The following is a 24,677-nucleotide window of genomic DNA, read 5'->3' as shown; positions in this document are numbered from 1 at the left end:
GCGGCGGTCGTCAGACATGCAGCGGCGGCTGCGCGTCCACGAAGTGCCTCAAGGGGGAGTCCAGGTCCGGCGACCTCTCCCGCTCCTCCAGCAGCTCGAACTCCAGGGAGTCGTGCGCGCAGAACACGGTGACGTCCCGTCCGTGCCGCTGCACCAGCTCGCGCAGGCGGCGCATGTTGTGCCAGCGCAGGTACCCGTCCTTCTGCATCAGCTTCTGATAGGCGCGCAGCACGGGCGTACACCGGTACCGGTCCGGCGCCATCTCCCCGTGGTAGAAGTACGCGTCTCCGGCGTGCAGCAGCCACCCGCTGCCGTCCTGGATGGCCACGCCCGCATGGCCCAGCGTGTGGCCGGGCAGCGGCACCAGCAGGATTTCCGGCGGCAGGCCCGTCAAGTCCCGCACGCACTCGAAGCCGAACCAGCGCCCCCCGTCTCCACCCGACGGGTACGTCACCCACTGCGTCTCATTCATCCATTGCAGCGGCCGGTAGCGGCGCCGGTCCAGCGGCGTCGCCTGAGCGAAGGCGCTCTGGTACTCGTCCGACAGCAGGTGGACCCGGGCGTGCGGGAAGTCATCCAGGCCGCCCGCGTGGTCGAAGTCCAGGTGGGTGAGGACGATGTCGCGCACGTCCTCGGCCCGGAAGCCCATGCGCTCAATCTGCCGGATGGCCGTGGACCCTTCGTTGAGCCGAGGCCGGGTCAGCACGTCGAGGAACATCGGTGCCAGCCGGGGACGCGGGTGCTTCACGTCCTCCAGGCCGAAGCCGGTGTCCACCAGGATGAGCCCACGCGGACCTTCCACCAGGAGGCAGTGGCACGTCAGCGCCGCCGGCCCCTTGAAGCCCTTCCGCCCGTCCGCCAGGCGGCCACCCGGCGGACACAGGGTGGTGCAGTTCAGGTGGTGGATGCGCATCGCTTCCGCTCCTCGCGAGTGAGCCGCAGGAGCGGCCCGGGTCCGGAGCTAAGGTGCGCTGCGTGCCGCCAAGGAGGAATCCGCGCGAGCGTGGCGGCAAGAGGCTCGCCCGCCCGGTGGGTGCCGAGGCGTTCGTCTCAGAGATGCTGGAGCTGCTCGGCGGTGCGCGCCTCGCGGACATCGCCGGTGTTGAGCGTGCTGGCGGGCTCGAAGAGGAGCACGTGGACCTCCTCCTCCGCCACGGGCCGGTGCTCGACGCCGCGGGGGATGATGATGAATTCACCGGGACCCACGTCCACCGTGCGTTCGCGGAGCTCCATGCGCAGGTGGCCGTGCAGCACCAGGAACAGCTCGTCCTCGGCCTCATGCTGATGCCAGACGAAGGGCCCATGCAGCCGCGCGAGCCGCACGTGCTGGCCATTCAACTCCCCCACCACCTTGGGGGACCAGTGCTCGGAGAAGAGCGCCAGCTTCTGCGCGAGGTTGACCTTGTCCACCTCGGGAACGGGCGCGTCGAGCGCGCGCGAGGCGGACTCCATGGCCCGGGCCGGATTCACGCGGCGGCGGGAATCCCACCGCGGGGGCCGTCCGGTGAGGACTGTTGAACTTCGATGGGGCGCGCTCATGCGGGTGTGTTCTCCTTCCGCGGCGCCGCTGGGATGGCTCGCGCCATGAATTCGACGTCGATTGTCTGCCTTCTGCGGAAGATAATCCCGCCTGTCGGCGTGCGGGAGTGGCAGCGAGGTCGACTACCGGACGGATAGCGTGAAACAGCGCGCCCGCGTGTCGCGAAACTGTCTCATCTCAGTCTGGGAAGAACATCGGGTCGCGCGTGGTGACGAACGAAGAGATGGCCGTGGCCACTTCGTCCGGCAGTCCGGTGAACTGCACGCCCACGCCCGGCATCAGCTCCGGGGTGCGGGCGTTGGCCTCGCGCACCCAGCGCACCACGCCCGTCACCTTCATGGGCCGCCCGCCCGGCAGCGTGAAGTCCAGCTCCACCTGCGTGCCGCGCGGCACCGCGTCCACGGTGGCGATGAAGACGCCGCCCTCACTGATGTCCAATGAGAAACCCGTGAAGAAGTTGGAGTCACTGCGCATGTCGATGGACGTGTGCATCCGCACCCGCCCGTTGCGCCGGGCATCCTTCCCATCCGGAGGCGCCACGGGCCGGGGCGCGGCCGCGGGGACGGGGGCGTGCCCCTGGGCCCTCGCCGCGGCGGCGGCCCGTGCCAGCTCCGCCTGCCGGTTCTTCGCGGCCTCCTGCTGCGACCGAGCGGCGGCTTCCTGCCGGGCCCGGGCCGCGTCGGCCTGCCGCTTCAGCACGGCCTCCGCCTCGGCCACGGCGCGAACCACCTGGGCCGTCTGCTCCTGATGGGCCTTCAGCAGGGCCTGCATCTCCGAACCCGCCTGGCGCCGGGCCTGCAACGCGGCCTGCCGGGCCTCCAGCGCCTTCGCGCGAGGCGCCTCGACGTCCAACGCGGGCGCCGCGGCGACCTGCAGCCGGGAGGCCTGTTCACCCAACAGGGGATCCGCGCCGGGGGCCTGGTGGGCCTTCGTCAGCGCCTGCCGGGTCTGCTCCAGCCGGGCCGAGAGCGCGGAGGCGTCCGTGCTGGCCTGGGCCAGTTGTTCATGGAGCCGGGCCTCCAGCGTGGACAGCTCATTCTCGGCGCGAGCCAGCTCCGCTTCACGGGAAGCAGCCGGGGGCATGCGGGCAGCAGGGGACGGCGAGGTCATTTGCGAGGGACTCCAGGGGCGCCCACTGTAGCGTCCCCCTGGCGACGCCACGAGTCCCACGCGCCGCGCCCGGAATGACCCGGGGCCCCGCCGTGCCGCCAGGAGCAGGCAGGCGGCCTCTCCCCGGGCCGCGTTCGCTCAGTCCGCGCCCTTGATGCAGGCCACCGGCTTGAGGCGGTGGGCCACCCGGGCGAGCCCGGCCATCTCCACCGTCTCCAGGACGTCGTCCAGGTTCTTGTAGCAAGGCCCGGATTCATCCAGCGGCGTCTGGCGGGTGTTGAGGAGGATGCCGGCCTCGGCCATGCGCTGGTCGGTGGCGTCCTGCTTCAGCACGCGCCGCGCCTCGCCGCGAGACATGCGCCGGCCGGAGCCATGATTCACCGAGTAGATGGACTTCTCGGCCCCCGGCTCCGCGAAGAGGATGGCGCTGCCCGTCTCCATGGAGCCCGGGATGAGGATGGGGTGGCCCGACTTCTCCCACGGCGTGCCCTTGAGCGCGGGGTGTCCACCGGGGAACGCCCGCGTGGCGCCCTTGCGCGCGACGAACCTGCCCGCCTCCTTCTGGATGAGGTTGTGGGAGATTTCGTAATAGACGTGGGCCGTGCCGCCAAAGACAGCCTCGAGCGCGTCGCACACCGCCTCACCAATGATGAGCCGGTTGGCCACCGCGAAGTTGGCCGCCATGTTGTGCAGGTTCCAATAGTCGCGGCCCAGCGGGCTCTCCGCGTCCAGCCAGACATGGTCCTCGCTGCGGCTCTTGAGGCCGAGCTGCGCGGCGCCCTCCACGAAGAAGTGCTTGGCGATGTTCCATCCGAAGCCCCGGCTGCCGGTGTGCAGCATCACCCACACGCGGCCGTCCTGGTCGACCTGCATCTCGGTGAAGTGGTTGCCGCCGCCCAGGCTGCCCAACTGCTCGCGCTTGCCGAAGGCGCGCTCGGGGATGTCCACCCGGTCGTCCTCGACGGGGATGTAGTCGCGCTCGGTGACGGCGTTGCCCCGGCCCAGGGCCTTGGCGCCATGGCGCACCACGTCGCCGAAGGTGCGGTCCGTCACGCGCCGCTGGCGCTGCACGCGGCTGGCGCCCACGCCCACGGCGATGCGCTTCGTCACCTCGTCAATCCAGCGGCGGCGCTTGGCGGGGTCGGCGACGTCCTCGGCCATGAGCGTCGTCTGGAGCTGCACCATGCCGCAGCCGATGTCGTACCCGGCGGCGGTGGGCAGGAGGATGCCGTCCGTTTCCACCACCGTGCCAATGGGAACTCCGTAGCCCAGATGACAGTCCGGCGTGACGGCGACGCGGGTGACCCCGGGGAAGGAGGCGGCATTCACCACCTGGTCAAAGACGGAGTCCTCCAGGCCGGGTTGCTCGGGGCCCTCCCCCCACAGCAACTTGTCGGACAGGAACAGGTCCGCATCGACCTTCATGCTCTTGGTCTTCGGCAGGGTGTAGTGCCCTTCCGAGACCTTCTCCAGCCGCTGCTTCCAGCTCATGACTCGACTCCCCCAGGTGGGATGAACACGCGGCAGCGACGGAAGCGTCCAGGGAAGCTGACGCCAGGGGCCGGAACCCGAGAACAGGAGAAGAGGATGCTGGGGGCACAGGCGGCAAGGCGAGCGAATTCGGAGGCAGAAGGCGCCGCGAAGCGCACCGGCACAAGGGGGCGAGCGTCAGCTCGCGAGCGGACGGCGAAGGTCCGATCGGCGCGGGACTTGTCACGTGCGGATTTCATTCCCATCCATTCCGCAGCATCCAGGTAGGGGGTGGGCGATGGGTTTCCTTGGTGGGATTTTCCTGGCGATGGCGTTGCAGGCGGGGCCCGTGGAGGAGGAGCAGGCGCAGAAGCCGGTGGAGGTAGCAGCATCCCCGGTGTTCAATCCTTCGGCGTGCGCGAAGAAGCGGGTGGACCCCTGTGGCTGCCACCATGTGTACGGCATCCGGCACTGCCACCCGAACCGGAAGGGTGAGCACTGCGAGGCCCCGGTGAAGGCGGAGGTCGAAGCCCCGCGCAAGAATCAGGACGCCTCGAAGCAGGCGGACACGCAGCAGGTCCGGACACGCGAGCCGGAGAAGAAGCCGTTCGACCCGAGCAAGTCCGTGTCCATGTAGGACCTTGGCGCGCGAGTGATTCGCGGAGGAACGCGGAGCCCTCGCGCGCCAGCAGTGTGGGTGTTGCGCTGCCCTGAGTGGAAACGGATGGAGGGAGCAGGCTAACAAGGCAGGGCGCCGTGCCGTTCCAGGTACAGGCCTTGCCGAGGTTCGCATGCGAACGCAGCAGCGCCGCTCGCTCGTCTTCCTCCAGCAACTCGAACCCGGCGTCCGCGAGGGCTACGAACGCCTCTCCGGTTTGGAGGACGCGTTGGCGTCGCTTCACGCCGCGGGCGTGAGCACCTGGGAGGGCGTCGCGTTGGAGGAGGAGGACTTCCTTCGCCACCTCGCCGGCTGTCTGCCCAGGGATGAGGACCCCGCGCGGGTGCTCGCCACGGTGCACGGCGCCGACCTCTATCTGGCCTGTGCCTGCGCGCGGGGAGACACCACGGCGCACGCCGCGCTGGAGCGGCAGGTGTTGCCCAAGGCGGCGGCCTCGGTGTCGCGGCTGAAGGCATCCGGCGTGGAACCGTCCGAGGTGCTCCAGCAGCTCCGTGAGCGGCTCCTCGTGCCCGAGGGAAACCGCCCCGCGCGCATGGCGGAGTACCAGGGCAGTGGCCCGCTCGCGGCCTGGTTGCGCGCCGCGGCGGTGCGCACGGCCCTCAACCTTCAACGCACGGAGCGCCGGAGGGCCCACGCGGAGGAGGAAGCCGAAGCGGTGCCGCTGGCGAGTGGCGCGGGCGCGGCGGACGTCGAGCTCGCCTACCTCCAGCGCCACCACCGCGAGGACTTTCAAAGGGCGCTCTCCGAATCGCTGAAGGCCCTGCCCGCGCGCGAGCGCACCGTGCTGCGGCTCCACGCGGTGGAGGGCCTGAGCCTGGAGCGCATCGGCACCCTGTACCAGACGCACAAGTCCACCGTGTCACGCTGGGTGGCCCGCGCGCGGGAGTCGGTGATGGAGGGGACGCGCCAGCGATTGGCGGAGCGGCTCCAGCTCACCTCGGGCGAGCTGCACAGCCTGATGCGCGCGCTGCATGGCGAGCTGGACTTGAGCCTGCCGTCCCTCCTGAGCCACACGGGGTCGCCGAAATAATTCGCGGCGAAATGCAACGCCCCGGAGTGGCCGGTGTCTCCCCCGTGAAGGTGGAAGAAACCCCCTGTGGAGGACACACCATGCATTTCGGAATGAAGCTGGCCCTGGTCGCGCTGACGCTCGTGGGAACCCCTGTGTTCGCGGAGGAGGCGAAGCCGGCTCCCGCCGCTCAAGCCGCTGGCGAGACGACGCTGACGTTGAAGAAGGGCGGACACCAGAAGCTGAACGTGCCGGGACTGGTCCGTGTCGCCGTGGGTGACCCCGACGTCGCGGACATCAAGACCGAGGGCAAGGGCGTGCTGAAGGTGACCGGCGTCAAGGCGGGTGAGACGACCCTCCTCACCTGGGCGGGCTCCGAGAACAAGCTCGGCACCTACCGCGTCGTCGTCCAGGACTGAGGCACGCGCCTCGGTGTGCGGTGCCCCGGGCTTCCCGGGGCCTGTCCACGCTGCGATGATTCGACACACATCATGACGTTGGTGCCCTCCTCCCTGCCGGCCTGTCCGGACGAGAACCTGCTCGCGGCCTTTGCCAGTGGCGCGTTGCCATCCGCGAAGGTGTTGGAGGTGGAGGCGCACCTCGATGGCTGCGCGGAGTGCCGGGAGCTGGTGGCCGCCGTCGCGGCCGAGTCCTCGCTTCCGGGCACCGGGCACTCCAGGACACCCACGCGGCTGGACACGGGGCTGCCCACGCTGTCGGACCCGTCGCCAGACACGGGGCTTCCGCCCGACACGCGGCTGGGGCCCTATGTGATTCGCGGTGTGTTGGGGATGGGCGGCATGGGCGTGGTGTACGCGGCGGATGACAGCCGGTTGGGGCGGCGGGTGGCGCTCAAGCTGCTGCGGCCGTTGCGCGAGGGCGCGGAGGAGGAGGGCCGGGCCCGGTTGCTCCGGGAAGCCCAAGCGATGGCACGCCTGTCACATCCCAACGTGTTGCCCATCTTCGAACTGGGCACCGCGGAGGGGCGGGACTTCCTGGCCATGGAGTGGGTGGAGGGCACCACGCTGGCGGAGTGGCTCCGCGAGCGGGAACGGCCCTGGCGCGAGGTGCTGGACGTGTTCCTCGCGGCGGGAGCGGGACTGGCCGCCGCGCACCGGGCCGGGCTGGTGCATCGCGACTTCAAGCCGTCCAACGTCCTGGTGGGTTTCGACGGACGGGTGCGCGTCACCGACTTCGGCCTCGCGAGACAGGACGCGGCGGTGCCGAGCACCGTGCAGATGGAAGGGAGGGACGAGGCCACCTCCGCGAAGGCGTCGGTGCTCACGCGTCACGGTCAGGTCGCCGGGACACCCGCCTACATGTCTCCCGAGCAGCACGCGGGACATGCGGTGGACGCGCGCAGTGACCAGTACAGCTTCTGTGTCGCGCTCCACGAGGCCTTCGAGGGAGAGCGGCCATCGCTTCTTCCCTCGGACGCCGCTCCACGGAACCTGCCCTCCCGGAGGCGCTCCCAGGACCTGCCGAGACACATTCGCGCTGGACTGGCCCAAGGGCTCTCGCCCGATCCGGAGCAGCGCTTTGCTTCCATGGATGCACTCATGACCGCATTGACTCAACCGGCGGGACTCCCGCTGCGCCATCGAATCCGAATCGTGGGAGCGGTGCTCTCCCTGATGGCCTTGCTCGCGGGCTTCGGCGTCGCCCTGTGGCGTCTTCCCTCACCCGAGGCCCCCCCAGCGGCTGACGCGCAACTGCGGGCGGTCCTGGCGGGGGCGGACGGCGCGCCCTCGGCGGCTTCGTTTCCGCCCCTGCGTTTGAACGAGGTGCGTGAGCTGTCCGTCCCAGGGCTCCGGCGCGTCGCGGTGAGCGACCCGGTCGTCTTGAGCGTGGAGTCCCTGGGCAATGGGAAGCTGCGCCTCACCGGGGAGGCGGAAGGCAGCACGTACCTGGTGACGTGGGCCGGTGAGGCGGGACAGATGGAAATCTTCTCCGTGTCCGTCACCGCGCGCTGACGTCAGCGTCCGCCGGGTGGCCTGCGGGCCTGTCGCGGTGCTTCCTGGCCCAGCAGCCGGTACGCCTGCTGCCGGTGCTCGCGCAGGGTGGGCAACATGTCATCGAGCACGGGCTTCAATTCGGAGTTGCTCGCGAACTGTTGCTGCCCGGCCATCACCTTGGCGATGTCGATGTCATGGTCGGCCACCATGGAGGCCAGGAAGGCGCGGTCGAACGCGGGGCCCTGGAGGGATTGGAGCATCGCCATGGACGCCTGCTCCTCGCGCTCCAGCGTCTTCGCGAAGTCGGTGTCGGGCTGGGGCTCGGACAGGGTGAGGTTCTTCGCCTTGGCGTAGGCCATCAGGCGCTGGTCCGCCTGTTGATGGTCCTTCACCAGCCGTGCGCCATAATCCTTCACACCCTGGGCCGTGCCCTGTTGCTGCGCGAGCTTGCCCAGCTTCACTTCATTCTGGTTGGCCTGGTGGAGCGCGTTCAGGAAGGCCTGCTCCTCCGTGGGGATGGGCATCAAGCCCTGCTGCATCAGCGCCGCGCCCCGGGCATCGGGAGCGGCGCCCTGGGGGCCGGAGCCGCCCGTGCCCTCCAACACTGGCTCCAGGGCCTCTCCCTGGTCGATGGCGTCGGGCCGGCCCATGCGAATCATGCCCTCGGTGTCATCCGTTCCATTCTGCGTCTGGGATTGCGGCGCCTGCTGCGCCAGGGCCGCGCTGGCCCACACGAGGGAGCCCGCCATCATCCATCGCTTCATCGTCCACCTCCGGTGCCCTTGAGAAATCAGGCCGAAGGTGGAGGCGGCTCCAGGCGTGGGGCAGGGGCGGCGGACGGCGGGGCGGGCGCTCCCGCTTCGGAGCGCCCGGGGCCCCGAGGGCATCCCGCCGTCGTGAGAACGACTACGGCTCCGACAGCAGGAACAGCGCGTGCGCGCTGGCGATGGGCCGCGTGCGGTCGTCCTGCCACGCGTCCACCCGCACATTGGCCACGCGCCGGCCCTGGCGGGTGATGAGCGCCTTGGCGAAGGTGTCCTGCGGCTTGCCCGAGCGCAGGAAGTCCACGGTGAGCGAGATGACTTTGGGCACGCGCTCGGTGTTCGTCTGGAGGAGCAGCTCGAAGACGGCCGCGGACTCCAGCAGCGCGCCGAGCGTGCCGCCATGCAGCGCGGGCAGCAGGCTGTTGCCGATGTTCCTCGGGTTGAAGGCCATGCGGCAGAGCATCTCGCCGGCGAGGTTCTCCACGCCGATGCCCATGAAGCGCGTGTAGGGGATGGCGTCGGTGAGCCGCTTGTACTCACGCGACTTGCGCACCTGGCGCACCAACTCGGGGAGGGGAGGGGAGGTCGGGGTGTCACTCATGGCCGTCATTCCTCCGTCCGCATGAAGGTTCCCTGGGCGGAGGCCACCGGATGGCCCGGGTCGCCCTGGTGGACGAGCGCGCGCACGAAGGCGACCTGACGCGTGAGCCGGTAGCACTCGGCCACGCAGGTGAGGACGACGCCAGGGCGCGCGGGGCGCAGGTAGTCGATGCGCAAATCCAATGTGACGAGCGGCGCGAAGCGGCCCAGCTTGAGGAACACCGCGGTGCCACACGTGGCGTCGATGAGCGTCGTCACCGCGCCGCCCGCGATGACCTTCGTCTCCGGGTTGCCGATGAGGTTCTCGGCGTAGGGCAGCTCGACGGTGGCCTCGGCGGCGCCAACGTCCACCAGCCGCAGCCCCAGCGCATGATTGTGGGGCACCACGTCCGTGTAGAAGAGGGCGCAGCGCTCCAACCGCCCGGCCTTGTCTTCGGGAAGCGTGAAGTCGTCCGACATGAGGGCGCGATACCAGATTCAAGGCCGCATGGCACACCGCGTTGTAGCGATGCGCATGCCTGCCCACACTTGGCGTGCCGGACCGCTTCCCCCGGTGTCCTCGCGGGCTACGCGGCGACGCACGGGGCGTTGGCGAGCTGCTTCCACGCACCGGCGAGCGACGCGGCGATGTCGCACATCACCCCGTCATCCGACCAGTAGAAGGGGTGGACCAGGGGCGTCCACGAGAAGAGCGGACCCGCCACGCGCACGGACCGGTCCTCCACGAGCGCGTGGTAGGCCTCGCTGAGCGGCCGGAGCGGCCACGCGAAGACGTCGTCGTCATCGTAGAAGTTGATCCACTGCCCACCCAGGCCCGGGTGATGGCGCGCCAGCTCCGGGGCGGGCACGTGCACCGGCTGGTCGAGCCCGGCGTGGGGATAGCGCAGGCTCCACAGGGCCATGGGGCTGCCCAGCGTGAAGAAGTGGCTGAGCGTCTCGCCGCGCTCCAGGGGCGAGCCGCCCTGGGCCGCGCGCACCGAGTCCTCGATGATGTCCCGTCCCGCGAGCCGCTGGACCTGCAAGTCGTAGAAGTAGTTGCTGGCGATGACGCTGCCCAGGCTGTGCGCGATGACGCAGAGCGGAGCGTCGTCACCGGCCTTCTCGCGCAGGCGGCCCAGGGCCTCGGCGACCTTGCGGTGGATGCTCGTGTAGACGTCCGGGTCCGCGGGGTTCGTCTGGTACGCGATGATGTCGCCCACGAAGTGGACCAGCATCCAGCGCAGGCCGGGGTATCGCAGGTCCATGCCGCGCAGGGACGGCCGCATCATGCGGAGCATCAGCGGGACGAGCGCGGATTCGTGGCCCTGGTTCACCGAGCGCACGCTGTCGTAGAGGGACTTCCAGTACGTCTCCGCGTCCGGGGGGCCGTAGCGGGCGAGCAAATCCTTCTCCGCGCTCTCCAGCACGGAGGCCCAGTTCACCGTTTCGACGACGAGGGCGTCCGGGTGGGCTCCCGCGTGTTCCCCGAAATGCTTGTGCAAGAGGCGCACGGCGGTGTCGAAGAGACCTGGGTCATCCACCTCGATGCCATGGATGACGAGCACGGCGAGCTTCTTCGCGCCCGGCCCGGACGAGGAATGGTTACGCGTCTGCATGGAGGCTCCCCCCTGGGAGTCGATGGGGCTCGACGGGTGTGAGCTTACACGGCCCGGAAGAGGCTCGCCTGTCCGCCTGTTCACGGCCGGCACCCCCTGGCCCCATGGGGCCGGGTAGTCTCCGCCACCCGACACACGGTTACTCCCTGAAGAGGACTTCTGGTGAAACGACTGACCTCCTCCCTCCTCGCCGTCCTGCTGCTGCCCACCGCGCCGTGGGCCGCGCAGCAAGCTCCGGCGAAGCCTCCCGCGGTCCGGCAAGACCCGCCGCAGCCATCCCCCGACACGAAGGACACCGCGCGCGACGCCGCCCGCGCCGCCGAGGTGAACGCGGCGCCACCTCCTTCCGGTGAGGCCGCGCAGAAGGCGGAGAAGGACGCCAAGGACACCTGGAAGGTGGACGCGCCCGGCTTCCCCTCACGTCAGGTGAACATCGACGTCACCGAGGGCACGTGGATGAACGTGGACGTCAGCCCGCGCGGAGACGCCATCGTCTTCGACCTGCTGGGTGACATCTATGTGGTGCCCATGGGCGGTGGCGAGGCGAAGGCGCTGACGTCCGGCGTCGCGTGGGACATGCAGCCGCGCTTCAGCCCGGATGGGAAGCACATCGTCTTCACCAGCGACCGCGGTGGGGGCGACAACATCTGGGTGATGGACCGGGACGGCTCGAACGCGCGGGCGGTGACGGAGGAGAAGTTCCGGCTGCTCAACAGCCCCGCGTGGAGCCCGGACGGCCAGTTCATCGTGGCGCGCAAGCACTTCACCGCGCGGCGTTCGCTGGGCGCGGGCGAGGTGTGGATGTACCACCGCTCCGGCGGCGAGGGCGTGCAGCTCACCGAGCGCACCAACGACCAGAAGGATTTGGGCGAGCCCGCGTACTCCCCGGACGGGCGCTACGTCTACTTCAGCCAGGACGTCACGCCGGGGAAGTCCTTCGAATACAACAAGGACCCCAACGGACAGATCTACGCCATCCAGCGTCTGGATTTGGAGACGAAGGAGATTGACCCCTTCGTCACCGGGCCGGGCGGCTCCATCCGCCCCACGCCGTCGCGTGATGGCAAGCAGTTGGCGTTCGTCCGCCGCGTGCGCGGCAAGAGCGTGCTCTACGTCACCGACGTGGTGTCTGGCGCGGAGCGCCCGCTGTACGACGGGCTCGACCGGGACATGCAGGAGACGTGGGCCATCCACGGCGTGTATCCGACGCTGGCGTGGACGCCGGACAACACGTCCCTCGTGTTCTGGGCGGGCGGCAAGCTCCAGCGTATCGACGTGGCCACGAAGAAGGTGACGCCCATTCCCTTCCGCGTCCGCAGCACGCGCACGATTGCCGAGGTCGTGCGCAGCCCACAGGCGGTGGCGCCCGAGCGCTTCAACACGAAGATGCTGCGCTGGGTACAGGTGTCCCCGAAGGGGGACCGCGTGGTGTACCAGTCGCTGGGCAAGCTGTACGTGAAGGAGCTGCCGGCGGGGACGCCGCGGCGTCTGACGAAGCAGGACGACCACTTCGAGTTCTATCCGTCGTTCTCCCGGGACGGGCGCTCCATCGTCTACACGACGTGGGACGACGAGAAGATGGGCACCATCCGCCTGGTGTCCGCCACGGGCGGCGAGGGCAAGGTCCTGACGAAGGACCCGGGTTACTACGTGGAGCCCGCGCTCAGCCCGGATGGGAAGACGCTGGTGTACCGCGCGTCGGGGGATGGCTACCTGATGCCCGGACAGTGGAGCCGCAACACGGGCCTCTTCGCCATGCCCGTGGGCGGCGGCACCCCGAAGCGGCTGGTGCGTGACGGTGAGCAGCCGCACTTCGGTGCGCGTTTGGACCGCGTGTACTTCCTGCACGCGGAGCGGAAGGAGAAGGAGGACGTCCGCTCGCTGAAGAGCATCGGGCTGAGCGGGGGCGAGGAGCGCACGCACCTGACCAGCGCCGAAGCCACCGAGCTGCGCGTGTCACCGGACGAGAAGTGGGTGGCGTTCCGGGAGAACTTCAACGCGTACATCGTCCCGTTCGCGCTGGGGGCGAAGTCGGCCACGGTGGGGCCGAGCGCGAAGGCGCTGCCGCAGTCGAAGGTGAGCCGGGACGCGGGGATGTTCCTGCACTGGTCCGGCGACAGTCAGCGCCTGCACTGGGCGCTGGGGCCCGAGTTCTACACGCGCTCGCTGAAGGACAGCTTCGCGTTCATCGACGGCGCGCCGGAGAAGCTGCCGGAGGCGCCGGAGAAGGGCGTGGACATCTCCTTCCCGGTGAAGGCGGACGTGCCGGAGGGCACGCTGGCCTTCGTGGGGGGCCGCGTCATCACGATGAAGGGTGACGAGGTCCTCGAGCAGGGCGTGGTGGTGGTGCGGGGCAACCGCATCGTGGCGGTGGGTCCGGTGGGCAAGGTGCAGGTGCCGTCGGGGGCGAAGGTGGTGGACGTGAAGGGCAAGACGTTGATGCCCGGCCTCATCGACGTGCACTGGCACGGGCCCATGGGCATGGACGGGCTGATGCCCGAGCAGAGCTGGGTGCATGCCTCGTCCCTGGCCTTCGGTGTGACGACGCTGCACGACCCGTCGAACTCGTCGGAAGAGGTGTTCGCGGCCAGCGAGATGGCGCGGGCGGGCGGCGTGGTGGCGCCGCGCATCTTCTCCACGGGGACCATTCTCTATGGTGCGTCAGGGACGGGGTACCGCGCGCCCATCGAGACGGCGGACGATGCGCGTTCGCACCTGCGGCGGATGAAGGCGATGGGGGCCTTCAGCGTGAAGAGCTACAACCAGCCGCGCCGGGACCAGCGGCAGAAGGTGCTCCAGGCGGCGCGCGAGCTGGACATGCTGGTGGTGCCGGAGGGCGGCTCGCTGCTCCAGCACAACCTGACCATGGTGGTGGATGGGCACACGGGCGTGGAGCACGCGATTCCGGTGGCGCGCATCTACGCGGACGTGAAGCAGCTCTGGGGCAAGAGCGGCACGGGCTACACTCCGACGCTGGGCGTGGCGTACGGCGGCGTGTGGGGTGAGAACTACTGGTACCAGAAGACGAACGTCTGGGAGGACGAGCGGCTGTTGTCCTTCGTCCCGCGCCGGGTGGTGGACGCGCGCAGCCGCCGGCCGATGCACGTGCCGGACGACGAGTTCGGCCACTTCGCCGCCGCCAAGGTGGCGAAGGAGCTGAGTGACGCGGGCGTGAGCGTGCAGCTTGGCGCGCACGGCCAGCGGGAAGGCCTGGCGGCACACTGGGAGGTCTGGATGTTCGGCCACGGCGGGATGAAGCCGTTGCAGGCGCTGCGCTCGGCGACGCTGAGCGGGGCGCGCTACCTGGGCCTGGATGGGGAGATTGGCTCGCTGGAGGAGGGCAAGCTGGCGGACCTCATCGTGCTGGATGGCAATCCCTTGCAGGACCTGAAGCACAGCCGGTCCGTGCGCTACACCATGGTGAACGGGCGTCTGTACGACGCGGCCACGCTCAACGAGGTGGGGACGCGCCAGCGCCCGCGCGCGAAGTTCTTCTTCGAGAAGGACGGCAACGAAGGCTGGAGCCCGAAGGCCACGGAGCATACGCACACGCATTCGTGCGACTGAGCGTTTTGACAGGCGCTGCACAGGCGGGCTGGCGCTAGAGTTCGCGCCATGCCCGTCTCTGTCGTCGAAGGTGACCTGCTCGACCAGCCCGTCGAGGCCATCGTCAACGCGTGGAACCGGAACATCATCCCCTGGTGGCTGCTGTTGCCGCAGGGGGTGTCCGGGGCCATCAAGCGCCGGGGCGGGACAGGGCCCTTCCGGGAGGTGGCGAAGGCGGGGGCCATGCCATTGGGCTCGGCCGTGGTGACGTCCGCGGGGCGTCTGCCTTTCAAGGGCATCATCCACGTGGCGGGCATCAACATGCTCTGGCGAGCCTCGGAGCGCTCCATCCAGGACTCCGTCCGCAATGCCTTGGCCAGGGCCCGCGAGCGGGGATTCCGCTCCGTGGCCTTCCCCGTCATCGGCGCGGGCTCCGGCAGCTTCAATGAGGCACGGGCCCTGGAGTTGATGCGTGAGGTCCTGGACGTGGAAGCCGGCGCCCTCGACGTGAGCGTCGTGCGTTTCCGACGTTAGGGTTTGGCGATAGCCCACCCTCCGGTGCGCGAAAGTCAATGAACATTACTGCGAAAGGATTTGTCAGGCGCCGCAGAGCAGCCTGTTGCCGAATGTCAGACTCTTCGGCTAATCCTCGCTCGCCCTGAGCCAATCAGGGCAAGCCGAACGGCCGGGACGGCAACTGGACTGGACCTCATGATGAATCGACGTTCTGGAGTTGCATTTGTAGGTAAGTGGCGTTTTAGTGTGGCATTGCTGACCGCTGTGGTGGGATGTGGTGTGCCGGAGCAGCCGGCCGACCCGTCCCCCGTGCCCGAGCAGGAGACGCTGCGCGCGGCGGAGGCGGAGGCGGCGCTGCTGACGCCCCCCGCCGGGTGCACCGAAATCACGATGGGCGAGCTGACGAACGGCATCGAGCGGACGCCGGTGCAGTACGGCTCGCAGCCGACCTACGTCGGCACGTTCTCCGACCAGGGTGACCCGGCGGCCGCGGATGTCGCCCGCATCCGGCTGGACGTGAACACCCAGCCCGGCCTCTATGACCTGGCGACGGGAGGTACCAACCTCTTCACGTGTGAGCAGTGCGTGTGGGGCGTGCAGGATTCGGGGACGTCCACCGCGCGGACCTTCGTGGCGGAGTCGGGCTCCCTCCTGCTCGCGCTCAAGGTGTCGCCGCAGCAGACGATTGGCGCGCTGGCGAACGTGACGCTGCGCCAGTCGGTGGCCGCGCCGCCGCTGTCCGCGCCTTACTCTGGCACCGCGCCAGTGGCGGGCGGCGAGTGCCGGTGGATCCGCTTCGCGACGTGGAACACCGTCCGCCAGGGAGGGTGTGACCCCCGCGAGGGCTCGGTGACGTCGAACATCCCCGGCCACACCTGCGTGGCCACCAACCGCGCCGCGGATGACGGCACGCTGGAGAAGTCGCTCGGCACCAAGACGCACGGCGAGGCGTGCACGTACACGGCGCCCACCAGCGAGTACGAACTGGCGAGCACCGACTGCGCCGAGGGCTTCGCCTGTACGACGGCCTGGGGCTCCCCGAGCACGTGTATGGCCACGTGTGACTTCATGGCCGCCGACCCCGGTTGCCCCTCGGGCACCGTGTGCGGCGTCCAGGGGCTGTGCCAGGAGCAGTCCGTGCAGGTGGCGGCGGGCTTCGACTTCGACCCGGCCCTCATCGGCGAGGAGTGCACCCTGGGCTACGCTGAGTTCTGCGGCGTCGAGGGCGCCCGCGGCGCGTGCCTCGACCTGAACCGCACGGGCCGTGGCACCTGCTTCCCTTACAAGCGCGCCCGTTCACAGTGCGGCCCCGGTGAGGAGCTGGGCTTCGTGTCCTACCCGCTCGCGAGCGGCGGCTTCGACCGCAGCTACGGCTTCTGCTACCCGGACGGGCTCTGAGCCTCTGAGACAGTAGCGTCCCGCTTCCGCGCGGCACGGGCGGAAGCGGGGCCGTTGTTCCCCGCCTACTCCTTCGACTCCCCGCCGAGGATGCGCGGCGCCGTCGCGCGGTGGAAGCCCTCGTAGGGCTTGGAGGCGGTGGTCTCCTCCAGCGGGAAGATCTTCGTGTTGCACGACGCACCACCGTCAATCTTGATGACGTCGCCGGTGATGAAGGCCGCGGCGTCGGTAAGCAGGAAGACGATGGCGGCGCTCACCTCGGACTCGGTGGCGAGCCGCTGGAGCGGCACCTCCTTCTTGAGGAGGGGAATCATCGCCTTCACGCCTTCGTCCTTGTAGCTGTCCATGCCGCTGGAGGCGACCCAGCCCGGCGCCACGGCATTCACGCGCACACCAGACGCGGCCCACTCCACCGCCGCCGTCTGCGTCAGGTTGAGCATGCCCATGCGCGCCGCGCCCGAGTGCCCCATGCCCGGCATGCCGCCCCACGAATCCGCGAGCATGTTGACGATGGAACCCCCGTGGTTGCTCATGGACTGGAGGTAGACCTCCCGCGCCATCAGGAAGCCGCCGGTGAGGTTGGTGGACACCACCGCGTCGAAGCCCTTCTTGGAGATGGCCGACAGCGGCGAGGGGAACTGCCCGCCCGCGTTGTTGACCAGGCCGTGGATGGGGCCGTGCGCGGCGACGATGCGCGCCACGGTGGTCTTCACGCCCTCCTCGTCGCGGATGTCGAGCACCTCGAAGGACACCTTGCCGCCGTCCTCCTGAATCTCCCGGGCGACGGCCTCCAGCTTGTCGGCCTTGCGGCCTACCAGGACGACGTTGGCGCCCAGCGCGGCCAACTCGTGCGCGGTGCAGCGTCCAATGCCACTGCCGCCGCCGGTGACGACGATGGTGCGGTTGCTGAAACAGCCGGGTGCGAAGAGAGAGCGGTAGCCCATGTCAGCTCCTGAAATGGAGGTCGTTCGTGAAGGAAGTCGTGAGTCGTCAAGCCCGCTGCGAGCGCCGAGCGCTCAGGGCCTTCTCCAACGTGAGAGACCAGCGGTGCAGGACCTTCTTCCGGCGCGCGCTGTCGTCCCGAAGCAGGTTCGCCAGCGCGAGCCCGCGGATGAGGTCCAACGTGGCCTGAATCAGCTCGCGCACCTCCGCGTCGCTGTCATCCACGTCGAGAAGCTGCACCGTCAGCCGGTGGAACTCCCGGCCCACGCGCGCCTCCAACGGCGCGAGCTGCGCGCGCAGCTCCGCATCCGCCACGGCGGCCACCCAGAGCTGCACCGCCGCGGTGAACACCGGGCTGAGGTAGATGCCGGCCAGCATGTGGAGGATGGCCTCCGTGCGGCGCGCGTCGGCCGGAAGCTTGTCGGCCTTGCGAATGACCGCTTCCACCTGCTGATGCCCCACGTACTCCACGGCGGCGGCCACCAGGTCGGCGCGGGTGGGGAAGTGGTGCTGACAGGCGCCTCGGGACACACCCGCCCGCTCGGCGATGACCGTCATCGTCGCGCCCGCCCAGCCTGATTCGGAGAGGGCGCCAATGGCGGCCTCCATCAGCCGCTGACGCGTGACGCGGCTGCGCTCCTGCTCCTGCCTGCCTGGGGGGCCGGATACCTCACTCACCCGGCCAGGATGCGAGCCGACCGTTAAAAAAGCAAGCACGCTTGCTTTTTTAGAGACGCCTGCCAAGACTCGCGCGTCTTCGTTGCTGCCGAGTGGAGAGCTCATGTCCGCGTCCCCCCTGCGTGTCGGCAATGCCTCGGGTTTCTATGGAGATCGCTTCTCAGCGGTCCGGGAGATGCTCGAAGGCGGCCAGCTCGATGTCCTGACCGGCGACTATCTGGCCGAGTTGACGATGCTGATTCTGGGCCGTGACCGGATGAAGGACCCGGCCACGGGCTACGCCAAGACGTTCCTGAATCAGATGGAGCAGTGTCTGGCGTTGGTGGTGGAGAAGCAGGTCAAGGTCGTCACCAACGCGGGAGGACTGAACCCCGCGGGCCTGGCCGCCGCGCTGCGCGAGGTCGCCGCGAAGCTGGGGGTGAAGGTGAAGGTCGCGCACGTGGAGGGGGATGACCTCTCCGCGCAGGCGGACGCGCTGGGGTTGGGCTCGCCGCTCACCGCGAATGCGTACCTGGGCGGGTGGGGCATCGCCGAGTGCCTTCGCTCCGGAGCGGACATCGTCGTCACCGGACGGGTGACGGATGCCTCGCTGGTGGTGGGGCCGGCCGCGGCGCACTTCGGCTGGAAGGTGGATGACTGGGACAAGCTCGCGGGGGCCATGGTCGCGGGCCACGTGCTCGAATGCGGCACGCAGGCCACGGGGGGCAACTACTCGTTCTTCACGGAGCTGGACGCGCGGCGTCCTGGCTTTCCGCTGGCCGAGCTTCACGAGGACGGCGGCAGCGTCATCACCAAGCACGCGGGCACGGGCGGCGCGGTGACGGTGGACACGGTGCTGGCGCAGCTCGTCTATGAAATCACCGGGGCGCGGTACGCGGGCCCCGATGCGACGGCGCGCTTCGACACCGTCACCCTGGCGCAGGAAGGGAAGGACCGTGTCCGCATCTCCGGCGTGCGGGGTGAGCCGCCTCCGCCCACGGTGAAGGTGTGCCTCAACCACCTGGGCGGCTACCGGAACGAAGCCACGTTCATCCTCGTGGGGTTGGACATCGAGGAGAAGGCGCGGCTGGCGCGCGAGCAGCTCGAGGTGGCGCTGACGCGCAAGCCGAAGGAAGTCCAGTGGATGCTCACGCGGACGGACCGCGAGGACGCGGCCACGGAAGAGCAGGCCGCCGCCTTCTTGCGCGTGGTGGTGAAGGACTCGGACGCGAAGGTCGTGGGACGGGCCTTCAGCGGCGCGGCCGTGGAGCTGGCCCTGGGCAGCTATCCCGGCTTCACGATGACAGCGCCGCCTTCGGATGGCGCGCCGTACGGTGTCTACACCCCGGCCTATGTCGAGGCGGGGCGCATCGAGCACGTCGCCGTGCTCGAAGATGGGACGCGCACCGTCATCGCGCCGCCGTCGGAGTCGCAATCGCTGGAGCCGGTGGAGTCCGCGCCGTTGCCGGCCCAGGCCCTGGGAGGCCCGACGCGCCGCGCGCCGATGGGACGCATCATCGCCGCGCGGAGCGGCGACAAGGGTGGCACCGCGAACATTGGCGTCTGGGCACGCTCGGACGCGGCGTGGCGGTGGCTGGCGCATGCGCTCACGGAGGCGAAGCTGCGCGAGCTGCTCCCCGAGGCGGCGCCCCTGCGCATCGAGCGGCACGTCTTCCCCAACCTCCGGGGGCTGAACTTCGTCATCGATGGAATGCTGGGAGAGGGCGTCTCCTCCTCCACGCGCTTCGACCCACAGGGCAAGGCGCTGGGGGAGTGGCTGCGCTCCCGGCACATGGACATCCCCGAGGCGCTGCTGCGCGAAGGGAAGGAGTGACACCGATGCCACGACTCACATCGCGAATCGACCCGGGCTCCGAGACGTTCAAGGCTCACCGCGCGGACATGCTGGCGCGTGTCGCGGAGCTGCGGGACATCGAGGCGAAGGTCCGTCACACGGAGAACCAGGCGCGCGAGAAGTTCCACAAGCGCGGTCAACTGCTGCCTCGCGAGCGGTTGATGCTGCTGCTCGACCGGGGCTCCCCGTTCCTGGAGCTGTCCACGCTGTGTGGCTACCGCTACCACGATGACAGCGACGGCTCGCTGGCGGGCGGCAACAGCATCATCGGCATTGGCTACGTGTCCGGGGTGCGGTGCATCGTCTTCGTGAACAACTCGGCCATCAAGGGTGGCACCGCGTCACCGTGGGGAGTGCAGAAGGCGCTGCGAGCCCAGGCGCTCGCGCTGGAGAACAAGCTGCCCATGGTGTCGCTGGTGGAGAGCGGCGGCGCCAACCTGATGTACCAACAGGAGATCTTCATCCCGGGCGGGGAGACCTTCTACAACCAGGCGCGACTGTCGGCGGCGGGCATCCCGCAGGTGACGGTGGTGCATGGCTCCAGCACCGCGGGCGGCGCGTACCTGCCGGGCCTGTCCGACTACGTGGTGATGGTGAAGAAGAAGGCGAAGGTCTTCCTCGCGGGCCCGCCGTTGCTCAAGGCGGCCACGGGGGAAATCGCCACCGACGAGGAGCTGGGTGGCGCGGAGATGCACGCGACGGTGGCGGGCACGGCGGACTACCTGGCCGAGGACGACGCCGACGGCATCCGCATCGCGCGGGAAATCGTGGCGAAGCTCGGGTGGAACGCGCAGCTCCCGCCCGCGGAGCGTCCGACGTACGCCGAGCCGCTCTACTCCCCGGACGAGCTCTGCGGCGCCGTCCCCATGGACTACCGCAAGCCCTATGACTGCCGTGAAGTCATCGCGCGCATCGTGGATGGCTCGGAGTTCACCGGCTTCAAGGATGAGTACGACGCGCACACCGTCTGTGGTTGGGCGAACCTGTACGGCCATCCGCTGGGCATCATCGGCAACAACGGGCCGATTTCCCCCAAGGGCGCGACGAAGGCGGCGCAGTTCATCCAGCTCTGCTGCCAGAAGGACACGCCCATCCTCTACCTGCAGAACACCACGGGCTACCTGGTGGGGACGCAGCCGGAGCAGGGCGGCATCGTGAAGCACGGCTCGAAGATGATTCAGGCCGTGGCCAACGCGACGGTGCCGCAGCTCACGGTGCTGATTGGCGGAGCCTTTGGCGCGGGCAACTACGGCATGTGCGGCCGGCCCTTCCATCCGCGCTTCATCTTCGGGTGGCCCAACGCGCGCACCGCCGTCATGGGCGGCGAGCAGGCGGCGAAGGTGATGTCCATCGTCTTCGGGGAGAAGCTGGCCCGCCAGGGACAGGTGGTGGACGAGGAGCAAATCAAGGCGTTCTGCCAGCCCATCATCGACCAGTTCGACAAGGAGTCGCATCCGTTCAACGGCAGCGCGCGGCTGTTCGATGACGGGCTCATCGACCCGCGTGACACGCGACGGGTGCTCGGGTTCGCGTTGTCGGTCTGCCGCGAGGCGAAGCGGCGGCAGGTCCATCCCAACACGTTCGGCGTCGCGCGGCTGTGAGAGGAGCGGACACGATGGAGCGTTTCAAGAAGGTCCTCATCGCGAACCGTGGCGAGATTGCCGTCCGCGTGATTCGGACGTGCCAGCGGCTGGGCTACCGCACCGTGGCGGTGTTCTCCGAGGCGGACCGGTCCGCGCCGCACGTGCTCGCGGCGGACGAGGCCGTGCCCATTGGGCCGTCCCCGGCGAAGGAGTCGTACCTCGTCATCGAGAAGATTCTCGAAGCGGCGAAGGCGTCCGGCGCGGAGGCGATTCACCCGGGCTACGGCTTCCTCTCCGAGAACGCAGACTTCGCGCGCGCCTGCCAGGACGCGGGTCTCGTATTCATCGGCCCGGAGGCCGAGGCCATCACCCTGATGGGCAACAAGCGTCAGGCGAAGCTGCGGATGCTCGCGGCCGGCGTGCCGTGCATTCCTGGCTACGAGGCCTCGGACCTGGATGACGAGGCGCTGGCGGTGGAGGGCGAGCGTATCGGCTTCCCGCTGATGGTGAAGGCCGCGGCGGGGGGCGGCGGTCGGGGCATGCGGTTGGTGCACGAGGCGTCCCAGCTCCGCGCGGCCCTGCGCGCGGCGCGCTCGGAGGCGACGAATGCCTTTGGGAGCGGAGAGCTCATCCTGGAGAAGGCGGTCATCGACGCGCGTCACGTGGAGGTCCAGGTCTTCGCGGACACGCACGGCAACGTCGTGCACCTGGGCGAGCGGGACTGTTCGGTGCAGCGGCGGCACCAGAAGATTGTCGAAGAGAGTCCGTCGCCGGCGGTGAGCTCCGAGCTGCGTGCGCGCATGGGCGAGGTGGCGGTGGCCGCGGCCCGGGCCATTGGTTACCGGGGCGCGGGGACCATCGAGTTCCTGCTCGCGCCGAGCGGTGACTTCTACTTCATGGAGATGAACACGCGGCTCCAGGTGGAGCACCCGGTGACGGAGATGATTACCGGGTTGGATCTGGTGGAGTGGCAGCTCCGCGTGGCCGCGGGGGAGAAGCTGCCTCGGACGCAGGAGGCGATTTCCGCGTCGGGGCACGCCATCGAGGTTCGCCTCTGCGCGGAGGACCCGGCCAAGGGCTACGCGCCGCAGGCCGGGCGGCTGTTGACGTGGGCGCTGCCCACGCGCGAGGGCGTGCGCATCGACCATGGCGTGCGGGGTGGGCAGGAGATTCCGCCCTTCTACGACTCGATGCAGGCGAAGGTGATTGCGCACGGCCCGGACCGGGAGACGGCGCGGCGGCGGCTCGTGGAGGCGCTGCGCGAGCTGACGGTGTTCGGTGTCACCACCAACAAGAACCTGCTCCTGTACGTGCTGGAGCACGGAGCGTTCCGCTCGGGGGAGTACGACACGGCGTTCATCGCGAAGCACGCGCCCGCGCCGGAGGTCGAAGGGCTGTACGTCGCGGACGCGAAGACCCGTGCGCTCGCGGCGGCGTTGCTGTTCCACGATGAGGGCTTGAAGCTGGCGGACGCGGCCGGACTGGATGCGTCCTTGCTGAACTGGAACACGGCGTACCGCCACCCCGTGCGGATGAAGCTGGCGAGCCGGGGGGCGGAGGAGGACGTCACGGTCCAGCCCGTGTCCTCCGATGCGTACACGGTGACCGTGGGGGACGCGTCCTTCGACGTGGCCATGCTGGGGCTGTCCGGGGGCGTGCTCGACTTTTCCATCGGTGGGATGCGTGGGCGTGCGCGCTACCAGCGGGAGGGGGACACGCTCTGGTTGGATGCGGGCGCGGGGGCTCATGCCCTCACGGACGTGACGTTCCGACCGCCATCGAAGTCCGACGGCGCGGGCAGCGGGCGGCTGGCGGCGCCGATGGACGGCCGCATCCTGCGCGTGGACACGCAGGTCGGCGCGGCGGTGAAGCCTGGAGACGTCCTCGTGGTCCTGGAGGCCATGAAGATGGAGTTCCAGGTCGTGGCCGATGTCGTGGGCACGGTCTCCGAGCTCAACGTGTCCGTGGGCAGCCAGGTGAAGGCGAAGCAGCTCCTCGTCGCGGTGGCGGCGGAGAAGACGGAGTGAGCTGAGCGGAGTCGTCTTCTGGACGTTCGAGCGCCGCCCGGGGCAGGAACACCGGGCGTTGCCCTCCCTACCGTCACAAGACAGAGGCCTTCGTCTTCATCGAAGGCGCGGCCCTGGTCCAAATCGCCCGTCACCTGGGTGTGCCGACCCAAGAGCGGTATCGACTCATCCCCGCCGAGGCGCTCGGGAACTCCATTCAAGACGGCACGTGAGGCTCAGGTCTTCAACCCAGAGCCCCTCGGGCCCCGCTTGAGCGCCAGCAGGGCCACGACACACAGCGCGGCGCCGGAGGCGCAGACGCCGGTCCAACCCCAGTGCGTCCAGGCGAAGGTGCCCAGCCACGAACCGGCGGCGCCTCCCGCGAAGTACGTCACCATGTAGAGCGTGTTGAGCCGGCTGCGGGCCTCGGGACGCAGCGAGTACACGCGCGTCTGATTGGAAATCTGATTGGCCTGAACGCCCAGGTCGAGCAGCACCACGCCCAGCGCCATGCCCCACAGCCAGCGTCCCAGGGGCCACATCACGACGAACGACAGGAGCAGCACGACGATGGCCCCGGCGTTGATGCGCCGGTCTCCGCGCGAGTCGGCGTAGCGGCCCACCAGCGGCGCCACGGCCGCGCCCGCGACGCCCACCACGCCGAAGAGCCCCGCCACCTGCGCGTCGTACTGCTGCGGCAGGCTCTGGAGGTACAGCGCCAGCGTGGACCAGAAGACGCTGAACGCGCCGAAGCTGAGCGCGCCCAGCACCGCGTGCAGCCGCAGGACAGGCTCCGTGCGCGCCAGGTCGATGAGTGAGCGCAGCAACTGGGGATACGGCATCGAGGCCACGGGCGGCTGGGAGGGCAGGGTGAAGCGCAGCACGCCCGCCAGCACGAGCATCAGCCCCGCCGCGATCCAGAACATGGTGCGCCAGCCCAGGTGTGTCCCCACGAAGCCCGCGGCCGTCCGCGAGAGGAGGATGCCCATGAGCACGCCGCTCATGACGGTGCCCACCACCCGGCCCCGCTGCGCGGCGGGAGCGAGGTGCGCCGCGAAGGGGACGAGGAGCTGGGGGATGATGGTGGTGACGCCCACGAAGAAGCTCGCGGCCACCATCCAGTGCAACGTGGGTGAGAGCGCCACGCCCACGAGCGCCAGGGCCACCAGCGCGTTCATGGTGACGATGACCCGCCGCCGCTCCAGGCTGTCGCCCAAGGGGACGATGAACAGCATGCCCACCGCGTAGCCGACCTGCGTCAGCATGGGCACCAGCCCCAGCGCGCTCCCAGACGCGCCCAGCGCCGCCCCGATGTCCCCCAGCAGGGGCTGGTTGTAATAGAGGTTCGCGACCGTCGCCCCCGAGGCGGCGGCCATGAGCCACACGAGCCCGGTGGACAGGACGGTGTGGGGGGACTCCGAGGGGGAAGGCGTCGTCATGGCGGCCATTGGA

General features: G+C 69.4%; 21 protein-coding genes. 10 read left to right on the top strand and 11 right to left on the bottom strand.

Annotation, left to right across the window (positions count from 1 at the left end):
* Positions 1-10: 10 nt before the first annotated feature.
* The 4 genes from A176_RS33760 to A176_RS33745 form a co-directional block, all read right to left on the bottom strand.
* Positions 11-913, bottom strand: coding sequence for an MBL fold metallo-hydrolase (locus A176_RS33760; RefSeq protein ID WP_002637771.1), 903 nt, complete (start codon positions 911-913; stop codon positions 11-13).
* Between the two features lie 137 nt (positions 914-1,050).
* On the bottom strand, positions 1,051-1,539 hold the full coding sequence (locus A176_RS33755; protein WP_044890229.1) for a cupin domain-containing protein: 489 nt from the start codon (positions 1,537-1,539) through the stop codon (positions 1,051-1,053).
* Between the two features lie 178 nt (positions 1,540-1,717).
* Complete coding sequence (locus A176_RS33750; RefSeq protein ID WP_002637769.1) at positions 1,718-2,650, bottom strand: TIGR02266 family protein; 933 nt, start codon at positions 2,648-2,650, stop codon at positions 1,718-1,720.
* A gap of 138 nt (positions 2,651-2,788) precedes the next feature.
* Entirely contained in the window at positions 2,789-4,141 is a 1,353-nt protein-coding gene (locus A176_RS33745) for an RtcB family protein (RefSeq protein WP_002637768.1), read from the bottom strand.
* Between the two features lie 277 nt (positions 4,142-4,418).
* Here A176_RS33745 and A176_RS33740 point away from each other — a divergent pair, with 277 nt between their 5' ends.
* From A176_RS33740 to A176_RS33725, 4 genes are all read left to right on the top strand, one after another.
* Complete coding sequence (locus A176_RS33740) at positions 4,419-4,757, top strand: hypothetical protein (protein ID WP_002637766.1); 339 nt, start codon at positions 4,419-4,421, stop codon at positions 4,755-4,757.
* Positions 4,758-4,911: 154 nt separating this feature from the next.
* The gene (locus tag A176_RS33735) at positions 4,912-5,829 is read left to right on the top strand and encodes a sigma-70 family RNA polymerase sigma factor (protein WP_002637765.1); all 918 of its coding nucleotides are present in this window, start codon (positions 4,912-4,914) and stop codon (positions 5,827-5,829) included.
* 80 nt (positions 5,830-5,909) lie between these two features.
* On the top strand, positions 5,910-6,227 hold the full coding sequence (locus tag A176_RS33730; RefSeq protein WP_002637764.1) for a pilus assembly protein N-terminal domain-containing protein: 318 nt from the start codon (positions 5,910-5,912) through the stop codon (positions 6,225-6,227).
* 72 nt (positions 6,228-6,299) lie between these two features.
* Positions 6,300-7,781 (top strand): protein kinase domain-containing protein, encoded by a 1,482-nt coding sequence (locus A176_RS33725; protein WP_002637763.1) that lies wholly within the window; start codon positions 6,300-6,302, stop codon positions 7,779-7,781.
* Between the two features lie 2 nt (positions 7,782-7,783).
* On the opposite strand, the gene A176_RS33720 is transcribed toward A176_RS33725, so the two are convergent.
* The 4 genes from A176_RS33720 to A176_RS33705 all read right to left on the bottom strand — a co-directional run bounded on the left by A176_RS33720 (position 7,784) and on the right by A176_RS33705 (position 10,722).
* Positions 7,784-8,527, bottom strand: a complete 744-nt coding sequence (locus A176_RS33720) for a DUF4142 domain-containing protein (protein WP_002637762.1) — start codon at positions 8,525-8,527, stop codon at positions 7,784-7,786.
* 142 nt (positions 8,528-8,669) lie between these two features.
* Entirely contained in the window at positions 8,670-9,137 is a 468-nt protein-coding gene (locus A176_RS33715) for a PaaI family thioesterase (RefSeq protein ID WP_044890228.1), read from the bottom strand.
* A complete protein-coding gene (locus A176_RS33710) occupies positions 9,134-9,586 on the bottom strand; it encodes a PaaI family thioesterase (RefSeq protein WP_002637760.1) in 453 nt (150 codons plus the stop codon). Before A176_RS33710 ends, A176_RS33715 begins: the two co-directional genes overlap by 4 nt.
* Before the next feature lie 107 nt (positions 9,587-9,693).
* Positions 9,694-10,722 carry a hypothetical protein gene (locus tag A176_RS33705; protein ID WP_002637759.1) on the bottom strand — a complete coding sequence of 343 codons (1,029 nt, stop codon included), beginning with the start codon at positions 10,720-10,722 and terminating at the stop codon, positions 9,694-9,696.
* A gap of 162 nt (positions 10,723-10,884) precedes the next feature.
* Here A176_RS33705 and A176_RS33700 point away from each other — a divergent pair, with 162 nt between their 5' ends.
* The 3 genes from A176_RS33700 to A176_RS33690 all read left to right on the top strand — a co-directional run bounded on the left by A176_RS33700 (position 10,885) and on the right by A176_RS33690 (position 16,182).
* The gene (locus A176_RS33700) at positions 10,885-14,289 is read left to right on the top strand and encodes an amidohydrolase family protein (protein WP_002637758.1); all 3,405 of its coding nucleotides are present in this window, start codon (positions 10,885-10,887) and stop codon (positions 14,287-14,289) included.
* 48 nt (positions 14,290-14,337) lie between these two features.
* The gene (locus A176_RS33695; RefSeq protein WP_002637757.1) at positions 14,338-14,802 is read left to right on the top strand and encodes a macro domain-containing protein; all 465 of its coding nucleotides are present in this window, start codon (positions 14,338-14,340) and stop codon (positions 14,800-14,802) included.
* Positions 14,803-15,063: 261 nt separating this feature from the next.
* On the top strand, positions 15,064-16,182 hold the full coding sequence (locus A176_RS33690; RefSeq protein WP_002637756.1) for a hypothetical protein: 1,119 nt from the start codon (positions 15,064-15,066) through the stop codon (positions 16,180-16,182).
* Positions 16,183-16,247: 65 nt separating this feature from the next.
* On the opposite strand, the gene A176_RS33685 is transcribed toward A176_RS33690, so the two are convergent.
* On the bottom strand, positions 16,248-17,126 hold the full coding sequence (locus A176_RS33685; RefSeq protein WP_002637755.1) for an SDR family oxidoreductase: 879 nt from the start codon (positions 17,124-17,126) through the stop codon (positions 16,248-16,250).
* Between the two features lie 46 nt (positions 17,127-17,172).
* On the bottom strand, positions 17,173-17,841 hold the full coding sequence (locus A176_RS33680; protein ID WP_044890226.1) for a TetR/AcrR family transcriptional regulator: 669 nt from the start codon (positions 17,839-17,841) through the stop codon (positions 17,173-17,175).
* A 64-nt stretch (positions 17,842-17,905) separates the two neighbouring features.
* On the opposite strand from A176_RS33680, the gene A176_RS33675 reads away from it, so the two are divergent.
* Genes A176_RS33675 through A176_RS33665 form a run of 3 tightly spaced genes read left to right on the top strand, consistent with a single transcriptional unit; the run spans position 17,906 to position 23,246 of the window.
* A complete protein-coding gene (locus tag A176_RS33675) occupies positions 17,906-19,615 on the top strand; it encodes an acyclic terpene utilization AtuA family protein (RefSeq protein WP_002637753.1) in 1,710 nt (569 codons plus the stop codon).
* Between the two features lie 5 nt (positions 19,616-19,620).
* A complete protein-coding gene (locus A176_RS33670) occupies positions 19,621-21,237 on the top strand; it encodes an acyl-CoA carboxylase subunit beta (protein ID WP_002637752.1) in 1,617 nt (538 codons plus the stop codon).
* 14 nt (positions 21,238-21,251) lie between these two features.
* Positions 21,252-23,246, top strand: a complete 1,995-nt coding sequence (locus A176_RS33665) for an acetyl-CoA carboxylase biotin carboxylase subunit (RefSeq protein ID WP_002637751.1) — start codon at positions 21,252-21,254, stop codon at positions 23,244-23,246.
* 215 nt (positions 23,247-23,461) lie between these two features.
* Here the strand turns inward: A176_RS33665 and A176_RS33660 are convergent, their stop codons facing one another.
* Positions 23,462-24,664, bottom strand: coding sequence for an MFS transporter (locus A176_RS33660; RefSeq protein ID WP_044890263.1), 1,203 nt, complete (start codon positions 24,662-24,664; stop codon positions 23,462-23,464).
* Between the last annotated feature and the right edge of the window lie 13 nt (positions 24,665-24,677).

The organism is Myxococcus hansupus (genome assembly GCF_000280925.3).
Classification (GTDB): Bacteria; Myxococcota; Myxococcia; order Myxococcales; family Myxococcaceae; genus Myxococcus; species Myxococcus hansupus.
This window is presented reverse-complemented; position numbering and strand designations above follow the sequence as displayed.